Origin of the sequence: Aureibaculum flavum (assembly GCF_016406085.1) — a bacterium.
Classification (GTDB): domain Bacteria; phylum Bacteroidota; class Bacteroidia; order Flavobacteriales; family Flavobacteriaceae; genus Aureibaculum; species Aureibaculum flavum.
On sequence record NZ_JAEHFJ010000014.1, the window covers coordinates 71,197 to 84,291 of the forward strand.

At 32.7% G+C, this 13,095-nt stretch carries 12 protein-coding genes; 2 read left to right on the forward strand and 10 right to left on the reverse strand.

The window, feature by feature from the left end; genetic code table 11:
• Positions 1-313: 313 nt before the first annotated feature.
• The 4 genes from JBL43_RS18985 to gcvP all read right to left on the reverse strand — a co-directional run bounded on the left by JBL43_RS18985 (position 314) and on the right by gcvP (position 5,955).
• On the reverse strand, positions 314-763 hold the full coding sequence (locus JBL43_RS18985) for a hypothetical protein (protein ID WP_198842944.1): 450 nt from the start codon (positions 761-763) through the stop codon (positions 314-316).
• A gap of 209 nt (positions 764-972) precedes the next feature.
• Positions 973-2,124, reverse strand: coding sequence for a hypothetical protein (locus tag JBL43_RS18990; RefSeq protein ID WP_198842945.1), 1,152 nt, complete (start codon positions 2,122-2,124; stop codon positions 973-975).
• Between the two features lie 247 nt (positions 2,125-2,371).
• Positions 2,372-2,923 carry a hypothetical protein gene (locus JBL43_RS18995; RefSeq protein ID WP_198842946.1) on the reverse strand — a complete coding sequence of 184 codons (552 nt, stop codon included), beginning with the start codon at positions 2,921-2,923 and terminating at the stop codon, positions 2,372-2,374.
• A 182-nt stretch (positions 2,924-3,105) separates the two neighbouring features.
• Positions 3,106-5,955, reverse strand: coding sequence for an aminomethyl-transferring glycine dehydrogenase (gene gcvP, locus JBL43_RS19000; RefSeq protein WP_198842947.1), 2,850 nt, complete (start codon positions 5,953-5,955; stop codon positions 3,106-3,108).
• A 128-nt stretch (positions 5,956-6,083) separates the two neighbouring features.
• On the opposite strand from gcvP, the gene JBL43_RS19005 reads away from it, so the two are divergent.
• Positions 6,084-6,911 (forward strand): UbiA prenyltransferase family protein, encoded by an 828-nt coding sequence (locus JBL43_RS19005; RefSeq protein WP_198842948.1) that lies wholly within the window; start codon positions 6,084-6,086, stop codon positions 6,909-6,911.
• A 3-nt stretch (positions 6,912-6,914) separates the two neighbouring features.
• On the opposite strand, the gene JBL43_RS19010 is transcribed toward JBL43_RS19005, so the two are convergent.
• The 6 genes from JBL43_RS19010 to JBL43_RS19035 all read right to left on the reverse strand — a co-directional run bounded on the left by JBL43_RS19010 (position 6,915) and on the right by JBL43_RS19035 (position 12,269).
• A complete protein-coding gene (locus JBL43_RS19010) occupies positions 6,915-7,679 on the reverse strand; it encodes a hypothetical protein (RefSeq protein WP_198842949.1) in 765 nt (254 codons plus the stop codon).
• A 259-nt stretch (positions 7,680-7,938) separates the two neighbouring features.
• Positions 7,939-8,805, reverse strand: coding sequence for a lipoyl synthase (lipA, locus tag JBL43_RS19015; RefSeq protein WP_198842972.1), 867 nt, complete (start codon positions 8,803-8,805; stop codon positions 7,939-7,941).
• 173 nt (positions 8,806-8,978) lie between these two features.
• A complete protein-coding gene (locus tag JBL43_RS19020; protein ID WP_198842950.1) occupies positions 8,979-10,199 on the reverse strand; it encodes an Nramp family divalent metal transporter in 1,221 nt (406 codons plus the stop codon).
• A 197-nt stretch (positions 10,200-10,396) separates the two neighbouring features.
• On the reverse strand, positions 10,397-10,960 hold the full coding sequence (locus JBL43_RS19025; protein ID WP_198842951.1) for an RNA polymerase sigma factor: 564 nt from the start codon (positions 10,958-10,960) through the stop codon (positions 10,397-10,399).
• Complete coding sequence (locus JBL43_RS19030) at positions 10,954-12,066, reverse strand: glycosyltransferase (protein ID WP_198842952.1); 1,113 nt, start codon at positions 12,064-12,066, stop codon at positions 10,954-10,956. Before JBL43_RS19030 ends, JBL43_RS19025 begins: the two co-directional genes overlap by 7 nt.
• Positions 12,066-12,269 (reverse strand): membrane or secreted protein, encoded by a 204-nt coding sequence (locus JBL43_RS19035; protein WP_198842953.1) that lies wholly within the window; start codon positions 12,267-12,269, stop codon positions 12,066-12,068. Before JBL43_RS19035 ends, JBL43_RS19030 begins: the two co-directional genes overlap by 1 nt.
• A 141-nt stretch (positions 12,270-12,410) precedes the next feature.
• Between JBL43_RS19035 and aqpZ the strand changes: the two genes are divergently transcribed.
• Entirely contained in the window at positions 12,411-13,088 is a 678-nt protein-coding gene (gene aqpZ / locus JBL43_RS19040; RefSeq protein WP_198842954.1) for an aquaporin Z, read from the forward strand.
• Positions 13,089-13,095: the final 7 nt, after the last annotated feature.

Below are 13,095 nucleotides of genomic sequence, written 5' to 3' on the forward strand. Positions count from 1 at the left end.
ACAATTAATAAATTCCTCATTTTTATTTTTTTAGCTTGTGTACAACAAATGTATAACCCTATTGCAGTTATATTGCCTACAGTTACAATTATGTTTTTCTTGAATTATGAAGCTAAAGCAAACAGCACTTTAAATAGGTTGTAGTAGGGTTTTTATTTAGCGACATCCTTTCAAATGTATAAATAAAAAGGCAATAAAGCAAATGGCAAATTTGGGTAGTGAGTGTGATGAAAATGTAGATTGCAAAGTTGGTTTTAATTACGGTTTCTAATAAGTTGATAAAGCAAAGTTTTTCATACCAAACTAATCCGTTTTATTCTGGAGTAATCATGAAAATTCCAATTGGATAAAACAAAGATGATAAAATAAACAAACCCCTTTTGCCTAAAGACTTAGTTCTTTTTTTAAGCCAATTAATTATAACGTAATAGTTGCCAAAAAGTGAAATAAGTATACAAACAATGCTTATAAAGAAGATTGGTTTATATAAAGGAGCAAATACTATTCTAAATCCAAAAGACATTGATAAAAATAGAATTATGATGTCCGCAATTAAAAGATAAACCAATATTTTATTGAACTTTTGGAATTTGTTAATGGTGCTATTTTTGGGTTCATTTAATTCAAGGATTTCATTGGAAGTAATCGCAATCCAGATTGTTTGAATCAAAAGAGAAAGGATTAACCAATCGGAAAAACTAGCAATCTGAAGACCTGAAAGGCTAAATAAAAATAGAATTGTAAATATTATCTTTCGGGTCATTTAATATTTTTGCTAACGTAACGCGTATGAAACGTAGCGAGTAAATAATCACTAGCCTTAGGCCATACACAGAATCTAAATTATATATTTTGTTTTAACTTATCTGTTTAAAAACCAAATTTTTAAATTTGGTGGACCTAGTTAAGGAGTGAATACCTTTGGTAAAACACTGAATAAATGTGTTTTATACGAAATGTTGGCAACTTACTTTATTCTTTACAATGTTTTTCTAATGATTCTAAAACCATCCAATTATCATCGCCAAGTGACACCGCTTTTTTCAAATCTGCACAAATTTTAGACAATTCAGATTGTGGTATTTCAGTTTCCTTTGAAGCGATTATTTGGATGTCTTTTGATTTTGACAAAGTCCGACCATTTCCAAGTTCGTGTTTTCTTAAAATTGCAAAAGCTCGATTCGAATATGCATTGGTGAAATAAGGCTCAATTTCGAGTGTTTTGTTAAAATCTATAATTGCCTCCTCAAATTGAAAATTATTTAATTTCATAGTTCCTCTTGCAAAATATCCTTCTGCCCAATTAGAGTCTAATTCTAGAGCTTTATCCAGTTTTTTTATTGCTCCTTTATGGTTTACTTGTTTGTATAATTCTTGTGATTCGTTGTAAAGTTTGAAAAGCTTATCGTTTATTTTATCTTTTTGATAAATTCCATTTTTATAAATATTTTTCCCTTTTTCATTTCCTGTTGAATAATAAGAAACAGATTCTCCATCCATTTTTCCATTTTCGTTAAATGTAGTCCACTGTTTTAATTGACCATTTGGATGATACATTTCCCAAACTCCTATTTCATTTCCGTTCTTAAAATTCCCTTTTTGCATTAAGGTTCCATCTTCGTAAAATCTTTGTTCAAGTCCGTTAGAAATTCCGTTCTCGTATTCAATTTCGTCTGATACATTTCCATTTATGTGGTAAAGTAGGCGTTTGCCTTTTAGTTTTCCGTTATACAAAATTCCTTCGCCTTGTTTTTTTCCAATTAGATAATAGTCAATAAATTTTCCGGAATATGTTGTTGAACTATTTTTTAAATACCAACCACCATTCTTTTTAGTCATCAAATTGGTTGTTGGAATTGCTTTAATGCTATCTGGTCTTTGAACATAAGCTTTGGTGAAAACATAAGTAATTCCGTCTAAATCTTTATAGCCAAATGATTCAATAATTTTCTTGTCTTTAACAACTACAATATTATCAATTATGTCTTCGGTTAAAGTTCCAAATCCCTCTTTTGGTTCTTCAGTTACAGGAATTGAATCGACAACATAAAGAATATTTTCGTTTTGTCCAAAGCCAATTATTGATGATAAATTCAATAGTAAAATCAGTATTTTGTTTTTCATTCGTATGTTTCTTCAGCTTGTTGCCAACGTTTGGCTATGTACCGTTAATTTTCTTTGTTAAAGCACTAAAGTTAGTAGATTAAACACAGACCTTTTCGCTTTTAAAATATTTTTTTACGTTGCCCTTGCGTTTTCCCAAACAATACCTACTAAGAGCATGAGTTGTTTGAAGAAAAAATATTTTTAAAGCACTTGCCCAAAACCTGGTAAATAAGCCAAAATTAATGGCATATAGGTGGTGTTGGCATTAGTATTTTATTTCCGTTTTTGTTTTCATTTCGGGGATAGTCTTTTCGATTAACAATTTTCTATGAGAATCTGAATCCGCAACAAATTGATATTTAAATTGTTTATTTTGATATCGGAATTCTACGAAGTTGTCTCCGCCGTAACTTCGGTTAGGGTCACCATCAGATATTAAGTTAATCGACTTTCCCTTAAAGTCATAAACATTAAATTTTAGATTTTTAATTTCAGAAAGGTCATATCTTCTTGCATTATTTATGGTTATTTCGTCTTTACTAAAAGTTATAAACCCTTTGATGATTCGATTATTTCCATTGTAGTCAACCCAACCGTAAATTGCTCCGATTCCAACGCATATTAAAAACCCGAAAAGGACATAATTGACCAATTGCACATCCTCGATATTTATGTCCATGTAATATTGAAAAATCCATTTAATAATTAGGAAAATACCTAATCCACCAAGTCCAATCCAGTAGAATTTTTCAGAAATGGCAATGTCAAACTTTTTTGTTTTTTCGTCTAAAACTAAGTCAAATGCTACATTTTTCATATTAATGCTAACGAGGGAATATATGCACCATTACATATATACTCCATATATCCCAATGATAATAAATAGTGTTACCTAAATCTAGGTTATTATTCTTTTAATAAGCCTTTTATGCTTACATATTAATAACACTATTACGGTTATATGGTATATCTCAGCATTATGTCATTTATTTTAAATTGCTACACCTCCATATAATCCTCAATAGGGTTACAAGAACATACTAAATTCCGGTCTCCATATGCATCATCAACTCGGCGAACTGGTGGCCAAAATTTACCATCAGCAATATATGGTAACGGAAAAGCAGCCGCTTGTCGGCTATAGCTAAATTGCCAATCATCAGCCGTTAACATAGCTTGTGTATGAGGGGCATTTTTTAAAACAGAATCTACACCCTCTTCATAGCTATCAATTTCAGATTTTATTGAAATTAAAGCCTCACAAAAACGATCTAATTCTTGTTTGCTTTCACTTTCAGTAGGTTCAATCATTAAAGTACCCGCAACAGGAAAGGAAAGGGTAGGGGCGTGGAAGCCATAATCCATCAATCGCTTCGCAACATCAGTAACTTCTATGCCTTTGGCTTTAAATTCTCTAAAGTCCACAATCATTTCATGAGCGGCAAAACCTTTTTCGCCAGTATATAATATTTTAAAATGTTTTTCTAATTTAGATTTTAAGTAATTGGCGTTTAAAATGGCATATTTAGTGGCTTGTGTTAAACCTTCAGCACCTAACATTTTAATATAACCGTAAGAAATTAAATCAACCAAAGCAGAGCCCCATGGAGCAGCAGAAATTCCAGTAATGGCATGTTGACCACCTGTTTTAACAATAGGATTGGTCGGTAAAAATGGAGCTAAATGTTTAGCTACACAAATAGGGCCAACACCAGGTCCACCACCACCATGTGGTATGGCAAACGTTTTGTGTAAGTTTAAGTGACAAACATCTGCACCAACTGTGGCTGGGTTGGTTAAGCCAACCTGAGCATTCATATTGGCACCATCCATATATACTTGTCCGCCATTATCATGAATGGTTTTCGTAATATCTTTAATAGCACTTTCAAAAACACCATGTGTTGATGGGTAGGTCACCATTAATGCAGCAAGATTATCTTTATGTAATGCTGCTTTTTCGCGTAAATCGTTTACATCTATATTTCCGTCTTCCGAAGTTTTGGTAACCACAACTTTCATACCGGCCATTACTGCAGAAGCAGGATTTGTACCGTGTGCAGAAGCGGGAATTAAACAAATGTTTCTATGAGACTCACCTCGAGAAGCGTGGTATGCTCTAATTACCATTAAGCCTGCATATTCACCTTGTGCACCTGAATTGGGTTGCAACGATGTGGCAGCAAAACCTGTAATAATGTTTAAAGAATGTTCTAAATCTCTCAGCATTTCTTGATATCCTTGTGCTTGATCAATAGGCACAAATGGATGAATACTATTCCAACTGCTAGAACTCAAAGGAAGCATTTCAGAAGCGGCATTCAATTTCATGGTACAAGAACCTAAAGAAATCATAGAATCCGTTAACGAGATGTCTTTTTTCTCTAACCTTTTTATATACCGCATCATTTCAGTCTCTGAATGGTAATTTTCAAAAACTTCGAAAGTCATAAAAGGCGTATTTCTTTTTAAACCATCAGGTATTGAAGTGATATCGGTGTAGTTCGCACAAGCTGCATGTTTTGCATTTTCTGCTTCAGCTAAAATAGAAACAATACTGTCTACATCTGCAATGGTGGTCGTTTCATTTAATGAAATCCCAATAGTTGTATGGTCTAAGTATAAAAAGTTGATTTCTGAAGCCTCAGCAAGCCTCTTAACGGCATTGGCAGCACTTACTTTTATTTTTAAGGTGTCAAAAAATGTTGAGTTCTCTTGTTGTAAACCCAATTTTTTGACTTCTTCATTTAAAATAGTGGTTAAACTATGCACTTTGTTGGCTATATATTTAAGTCCGTCAGCACCGTGGTAAACGGCATACATACCTGCCATAACAGCTAATAATACCTGAGCAGTACAAATGTTTGAAGTTGCTTTTTCACGTTTTATGTGTTGCTCTCTGGTTTGTAGTGCCATTCGTAAGGCTCTATTGCCATCGGTATCTATGGTTACACCGATAATTCGTCCAGGAATGGATCTTTTATACGTATCTTTGGTTGCAAAGTAACCAGCATGTGGTCCACCGTAACCCATCGGAATTCCAAAACGTTGCGAAGTACCTACAGTTATAGATGCTCCCATTTCTCCTGGAGATTTTAATATGGCTAAACTTAATAAATCAGCGGCAACAATAACTTTTATATCCTGTTGATGGGCACTTTCAATAAAATCAGTATAATCATAAATTTGACCATTTTTTGTAGGATATTGAACAATAGCACCAAAAACATTTGAAGAAAGTGCAGCATCTTCATGATGCCCATAAATTAGTTCGATACCTAAAGGTTCTGAACGTGTTTTTAATATAGACACCGTTTGAGGTAACACATCATCAGAAACGAAAAATTGTAAGGCGTCACTTTTCTTTTGGGCTCTTGAACGATTGTTGTACAGCATAATCATCGCTTCAGCTGCGGCCGTACCTTCATCTAATAATGATGAATTTGCCATATCCATTCCCGTAAGGTCAGCAATAACCGTTTGATAATTTAACAAAGCTTCTAAACGACCTTGAGAAATTTCTGCCTGATAAGGCGTATACGAAGTGTACCAACTTGGATTCTCAAAAATATTTCGTTGAATAACTGCGGGTAAAATGGTTGGGTGATAGCCTAAACCAATATATGATTTAAACTCTTTATTTTTTTTAGATAATTTTTGAATATAACTGCTAAATTCATACTCGCTCATTGGCGATGGTAAATTCAATAATTTTTCTAATTTAATATGGCTAGGTATGGTATTGTCTATCAATTCATCCAAGCTATGTACACCAATGGTGTTAAGCATTTCTGGAATGTCATTTTCGCGAGGGCCGAGGTGTCTTAGTGTAAAAGAATCCGTTTGCATAAAAATATATTGTTTATATGTGCGTATATATGAATTATTAAGAATCAAAAGTAGCGAAAAAAGAGGTATTTTTGGACATGCAATTATAGAATTTATCAGCAACCATAACATTTTAGATTTTTTACCAAATGCCCTTATTAAAACGCGTTTTTGATTTCTACATTTTTAGTAACATTCATGTGGCATTGGCGGTATTTTGTTTGGTGAAAATCACCTTACTATCTTATGGAAATTCTAGTGATATAATCCCTCTTTTTTGCTTCTTTTCAACAATAGCATCGTATAATTTAATCCGCATTTTTAGAATAGAAGAAGTGCAACCTTGGTTTTACGAATTTATAAAAAACAATAAATTAATTTTAATTCTATTTACGGTATTTAGTGCTGTAGTTGCTTTTTTATTAATTTTTAAATTTAGATACGCAACATTGTTTTGGTTTATCCCTTTTGGAATTATCACATTATTTTATGTAAATCCATTTCATATAAAAGAACAAAAAATTTCACTGCGGTATATTGCATTTGTAAAGCTATTTTTAATTGCAATTTCATGGGCAGCAGTAACAGTTATCATACCCTTAGTGCAACATCGAATTCATATTGGGAACAATGAAATTATACTATTTGTACAACGTTTTTTGTTTGTGGCAGCAATTACTATTCCTTTTGATATTAGAGATATAACATATGACAAGGATGAACTAAAAACCTTACCTCAGGCCATAGGGGTACCAAAATCTAAATGGTTAGGGTTATTATTTTTAATGCTTTTTTTAGGATTAGAGTTTTTTAAAACGACAGTAGTCCCAGAGCAATTAAGAATTCATTTCTTTATCGCAGTAATAACGCTACTTTTTTTAGTAAAATCAACCGAAGAGCAACATAAATATTACAGTGCCTTTTTTGTGGAGAGTCTGCCAATGGTTTGGTTGGGATTGTTTATATGGTTGCGATAGTATCTAAAAACCTGTTGTAAATAAATTTCGAGCTCCTTTGATACCACATTTTTGATACTTATGGTAAGCCTGTGCAGCACGTTCGTCTATTTGTTTTCCAGTTTCATTATGGATCCACCCATCTAAGGCCGCTTTTAAAACATAAGCTTCAGGTGCCATTAAATGCGTAGTCCATAAAATGGGATTTACTTTGGCTGATTTCAATTCTGATGAGAAATAATTTTTACTATAACACGCCAAAACAATGGCATCTTTCTTAGTGGTTACCGTTGTTTTATATGTAATACTTATATCAAAATCCATTAAGCCATCATGTCCTATATAAGATACTAAGTTAGCATTTCCTCCAAAATCTAAAGACAATGTATCATGTGTTATGCTCATAGGTTTTTGTCCGTTAGATGCTTTTAAAAAATCTTCAATGCATGTTTTTATTTTTTCACCATCATAAGCATCAGCAAGCATATAAACATCTTTCGTTTTATGCTTAAATAAAATACGTTCTAAAATAATGGGATTATCAGAGGTTAACGTACTGATCAATTTCCAATCATTCGTTTTATATTTAAAATAAGATTTGACTCCATAAGCAGCACCCCAATATAAATTGTTTTTGGTGTCTTGTCCATTACCTAAACTTTTTGGAACCGGAACGATACCTTGGTTAATATTATCGCAAAGAGCAACAAAGGTGTGTATGGTTTTAGTTTGGCTAAAAACATTTATAGATAACATAAAGACTAAAACTAAACTCGAAAGAATTTTCATGGTAAAACTATTTAATTGAATTTCAAAAATAGTGTAAAGATGATGTAGTGAAAAGTATAAATGAGTAAACGCGACCTTTTAATGTATAACCGATTTATTCCAATAAAAAAGCGTCCCACTCCTGGGACGCTCTAAATTTAACTAACTCAAATAATTTATACAATGAAAGCAAACTACGTTGCTAACATATCTATAACGGCAAGTTCCATGCCAAAATTGTATGAGTTGGGTATTTGAAAAGTTAAAAAGTGTTAAAATTTTATAAAATGTGTTTTTGTGCCTTGTAAGAAGAGCGTACCAAAGCACCACTTTCTACGTGTCTAAACCCTAATTTTAATCCAAACTCTTCGTATTTTTTAAATTGCTCGGGCGTAATAAATTCTTTTACGGGTAAATGCATTTTACTAGGTTGTAAATACTGACCAATAGTAACGACATCAACATTTACATTTTTAAGATCCACCATAGTTTGCATAACTTCATCTTCTTTTTCGCCCAAACCTAACATTATTCCAGATTTTGTTCTTTTGATACCACTATCTTTTAGATATTTTAATACCGCCAAACTCCGATCATATTTTGCTTGAATTCGAACTTCTCTAGTCAAACGTCTTACGGTTTCAACATTGTGAGATACAACTTCAGGCGATACCGCTATAATTCGATCTAAATTTTTATGTATAAGTTGAAAATCAGGAATCAAAGTTTCTAATGTAGTTTCTGGATTTGCTCTACGGATAGCATTGACTGTTTCTTCCCAAATTATAGAACCGCCATCTTTTAAATCATCTCTATCAACAGAAGTAATTACGGCATGTTTTATTTGCATTAACTTAATTGAACGAGCTACTTTTTCAGGTTCTTCCCAATCTACAGTATCAGGTCTACCGGTTTTAACACCGCAGAATCCGCAAGAACGCGTACAAACGTTACCTAAAATCATGAAAGTAGCTGTACCTTCTCCCCAACATTCACCCATATTTGGACAGCTACCGCTGGTACAAATGGTGTGTAAATCGTATTTTTCAACCAAACTTCTTAATTCAGTATATTTTTTACCTGTTGGTAGTTTTACACGTAACCATTTTGGTTTTTTTACGGGAAGTATTACAGATTCTTCTGACATATTCTCTTGTTCAATTTTTATTGAATGCAAAGTTACGAATTCAATTTTAAACTTAAGGATATTTGGAATATTCCGTTAAGGGCATTTTAATCCAATTACCAATATCATTAGTGGCGTATAAATCTAGTGGTCCTAAATTGGGATTGATTATTCTAGCAGCATTTAAATTGGCGTTATAGATTAAAAAGATACCAAATACTAAATCCGATAAGGAATACAATACCAAAATAACTTACTATTTTCATTCCTATTGACGGACGCCATTCTTTTGGAGTATGTTTACCAGAAATCAACATAAAATTAGCAATAGCATAAAATGGAGCTGTTAAAAAAGATAAGATGGTTGCAATTTTAACTAAGGTGATCATATTAGAAATAAAATAGAATAAGATAATCATGGTACCCGCCGAAAGTATAATAATCCAGAAATTATAAGTTAGCTTCGTTTTATTATTAAATAATAATACTGATGATCTTTCCATAGCACGTGGCGATGCATCAAGCGTCGTTAGTGTTGTGCTCAACATTGTTGTAAAGGCAGCAACACCAATAAAAACAGCTGTTTGTGAACCTAAAGTTTCTGTATATAAACCTATTATTTGTTGTGCGAAAACACCGGCACTACTGCTAAATTTATTACCCGATTGGTACATAACTAAAGCTCCCAAACCTAAAAAACAAAAAGCTAAGATTGTGGTGCCAATATAACCAATGTTAAAGTCGAATATGGATTGCTTGGTGTTATATGATTGTACTCCATCCTTTTGCTTTTCCAGTGCCCATAAGGAGTGCCAAGTGGAAATATCAAGCGGAGCAGGCATCCATCCTAAAAAAGTAATTAGAAAACTAATTTCTAAAGCTCCTTTCGGGATGATTTGAGTAAAGCTGACAGCATTGTTGGTGTTGAAAATGGCAACACCAACGGCTATTAAAGTACTAACAGTGAGTATAACAATAATAACCTTAATTAGGTTGTCCAGTAGTTTGTATTTACCAATTAACAATGTGGTTAAACAAATCAAGGTTATGATTATACTCCATACGGTTACATCTGTGGTAATGCCGAATAGATTTGCAGCTAACCCTGCAGTTACTATGGTAACGGCAGCTTGTATGGTAAACATTGTTGTAAGGGTAAGAATATAATATACAATCAAAACTCCCTTGCCAAGTCTCTTATAGCCATCAATTAAACTTTCTCCAGTTGCAGTCGCATAACGTGGGCCATATTGAAAAAAAGGATATTTAAAAAGATTAACCAGCAATATTGCCCAAATAAGTCCAAATCCGAAATCTGCTCCAGCACGTGTTGATTGCACTAAATGAGAAACGCCTATGGCGGCACCGGCAAATAGCAAACCAGGGCCTAGTTTTTTTAGCCAACTTTTATTCATGGTTTAAAAATAGTCTCAAGGGTTTGATATTTTGTCAATTGCACGAAACATCTCATTGAAATTTCACAGAATTGTAGTTTGCTTTTGTGAAAATAGTGATTTTTTTTGAAAGCCTAACTCGTATATTAATACCGCACTAAAGCAAATTTAAAAATGGTACTATTAAGATGTTAGAGAATTGATACGTGTAGATTGTATTATGACTTTGCGGAGTTAATAATTTCGGCCAATAATTTTTTAGCTCGTAATAACTTAACTTTAATAGTACTCATGGGTTCATTAAGTTCAATAACCATTTCTTTATAGCTCATTTCTTGAAAAAAACGTAGGTTGATAATTTCTTGATAATGAGGTTTTAGCTGTTTTATAAAGGCTAGTAATTGTGCTAAATTTTGCTCTATGATTAAAAGGTCATCGGGCGTTGGCTCAGCATCTTCTATCTTATACGCTTCAGAGTTTTTTTTGTCAATAGAAATGGTTTCTGTTTTTTTCTTACGTAGTTGGTCAATAAACAGATTATTGGCAATGGAAAGTAGCCATGTTTTGAATTCATAATTTTCATCAAATGTATCAATTTTATCAAATGCTTTTGAAAAGGTTCTGATGGTGACATCTTCTGCTTCATTTTCGTCATTTGTTTTGTTGAGAATGAAACGATAAATGTCTTTCCAAAACATATTAAGCAAAAATGTATAAGAAGTTTCATCTCCCTGCTTTGCTTTGTTGATGCTTTCAATAATATTTTCTGTCTTTTTTACCAAGAGTTGGGCTTTCCTTTTAAGTTTCTAATAAATAGAACGAATTGAATAAAAACTAAATATATATCTAGTATTGGAAACCAAGGTATCAAATCTTTTTCATTGAGTTTCTTGGCAGCTTTTCCTATAAGAATATATTGCATTAGTAGTCGTAATAATATTAGTAAAATTACATTCCAAATTTCCACTTGTCCAAATAACGCATAAGCCAATAGTATTATTGTTAATAACCAAAAGGAGATTTGTGAAATATAATAAATACCCAGTAAAATTTTATGAATAGGTTTATAGTGGTTCGCAGTAGTAATGTGTCTTCTTTTTTGATGAAACCAATTCTTAAAGGTTGTTTTGGGTTCTGAAATGGTAAAACTTTGTTTTGTAAAACAAATAGTTGTGTTTTCTTGATTGGCCACTTCATTTATAAAGAGGTCATCATCTCCTGATTTTATATTAGCATGACTTACTAGTCCATTAGCCTCAGTAAATAAACTTTTTTTATAGGCTAAATTTCTACCTACTCCCATATAAGGCATCCCCATTTTTGTGTATGAAAAATACTGGACCGCAGTTATCAAAGTCTCATAACGGATAATTTTATTCAAAAAAGAATTGGATATTTTTTTATAAGCACCATATCCCAAAACGATTTTTTTGCGATTACTGAATTGAGATGCCATTTCTGAAATCCAATCTGTAGATGCAGGCTCGCAATCTGCATCAGTAAATAGAAGATTTTCGTATTTTGATGCCTCAACACCTTTAGTAATAGCGTTTTTTTTGTTGCCAGAATAATCCTCACTAGCTTTTATTTCAATAATTTTGAGATGACGAAATCTTGTTTGATATTCTTCAAGTAGGGCAGAAGTAGTATCTGTAGAAGCATCATTAACAACAATTACCTCAAAATCTAGGTATCTCTGTGTAAGTACTTTTTCTAAATGTAGCTTTAAATTATCAGCTTCATTTCGAGCACAAATAATTACCGAAAATTTTAATCGTTGTATGTTTGTTACTTCTTGTTTTGAAAAAGTAAATTTACTAAATATGTAAAAATAGAATAGTTGAGCAACTACACTCAAAATAAAAATTACATATAAAAAGGATAACATTAGCTATGTTGAGGTTCTTTACAAGAGTCAAATTGATCAGGTGATTTACCGCAAAAACCACAAGAATCACCATTTTCATTTAATATTGGATTTTGACTAGCACATGTACCAGCAAATTTACCATCTTTTTTAGCCCAAATTTTAATAGCAATTCCAGCAAAAGCCAAGGCTAACAGCCCTAATGTAAGGAGTAAAAGTTTCATAAAAATTATTTTCTACAAAGATACTCAAATTCAATGAATTTTAATAGCCAAGAAAATATTTAGTATATTTATCAAAACATAATCCTGATTTTAAATAATAGGTACTATTAAAATCGGGTTACTAACTAAACTTTATACAATATGAAAAATTATTTAGCAGAAATGTTCGGAACATTTGTTCTGGTATTTATTGGCTGTGGTAGTGCAGTTATTTCCGGCGGAGATGTCGGTTTTTTAGGAATAGCTTTTGCTTTCGGTATTGCTGTTTTGGCAATGGTATATGCTATTGGTCCGGTATCGGGATGTCATATTAATCCCGCGATTACAGTGGGTATGCTTTTCGCAGGAAAAATTAACGCCAAAGATGCAGGGGGTTATATTATTTTCCAGATTATTGGTGCTATTTTAGGTGCTGGGGTATTATTCTTAATTGCTGGCGGTCATGCGGATTATGATATTGCCATAAATGGATTAGGACAAAATGGATTTGGTGCAGGATCACCTAATGGGTACAACATGCAATCTGCATTTATAGCAGAGGTAGTTTTAACAGCTATATTTTTATTAGTTATTTTTGGTGCTACACATAAGGATGCTAATGTTAAATTTGCTGGTATTGCAATTGGTTTAGCGTTAACAATGATACATATTGTTGGTATTCCTATTTCAGGAACTTCAGTAAATCCTGCACGTAGTATCGGACCTGCTTTATTTGTACAAGGACTTGCGTTAACCCAATTGTGGCTGTTTATTGTGGCACCAATTATTGGTGGTATTTTAGGGGCTTTAATATGGAAAATTATTAAACCGGTTGGATAAACAGGTT

Coding starts and splice junctions, on each gene's coding strand:
- JBL43_RS18995 (WP_198842946.1), bottom strand. CDS start 2,923: ATGAAAAATGTAGCATTTGACTTAGTTTTAGACGAAAAAACAAAAAAG.
- lipA (WP_198842972.1), bottom strand. CDS start 8,805: ATGTCAGAAGAATCTGTAATACTTCCCGTAAAAAAACCAAAATGGTTA.
- JBL43_RS19020 (WP_198842950.1), bottom strand. CDS start 10,199: ATGAATAAAAGTTGGCTAAAAAAACTAGGCCCTGGTTTGCTATTTGCC.
- JBL43_RS19030 (WP_198842952.1), bottom strand. CDS start 12,066: ATGTTATCCTTTTTATATGTAATTTTTATTTTGAGTGTAGTTGCTCAA.
- JBL43_RS19010 (WP_198842949.1), bottom strand. CDS start 7,679: ATGAAAATTCTTTCGAGTTTAGTTTTAGTCTTTATGTTATCTATAAAT.
- JBL43_RS18990 (WP_198842945.1), bottom strand. CDS start 2,124: ATGAAAAACAAAATACTGATTTTACTATTGAATTTATCATCAATAATT.
- aqpZ (WP_198842954.1), top strand. CDS start 12,411: ATGAAAAATTATTTAGCAGAAATGTTCGGAACATTTGTTCTGGTATTT.
- JBL43_RS18985 (WP_198842944.1), bottom strand. CDS start 763: ATGACCCGAAAGATAATATTTACAATTCTATTTTTATTTAGCCTTTCA.
- JBL43_RS19035 (WP_198842953.1), bottom strand. CDS start 12,269: ATGAAACTTTTACTCCTTACATTAGGGCTGTTAGCCTTGGCTTTTGCT.
- gcvP (WP_198842947.1), bottom strand. CDS start 5,955: ATGCAAACGGATTCTTTTACACTAAGACACCTCGGCCCTCGCGAAAAT.
- JBL43_RS19005 (WP_198842948.1), top strand. CDS start 6,084: ATGCCCTTATTAAAACGCGTTTTTGATTTCTACATTTTTAGTAACATT.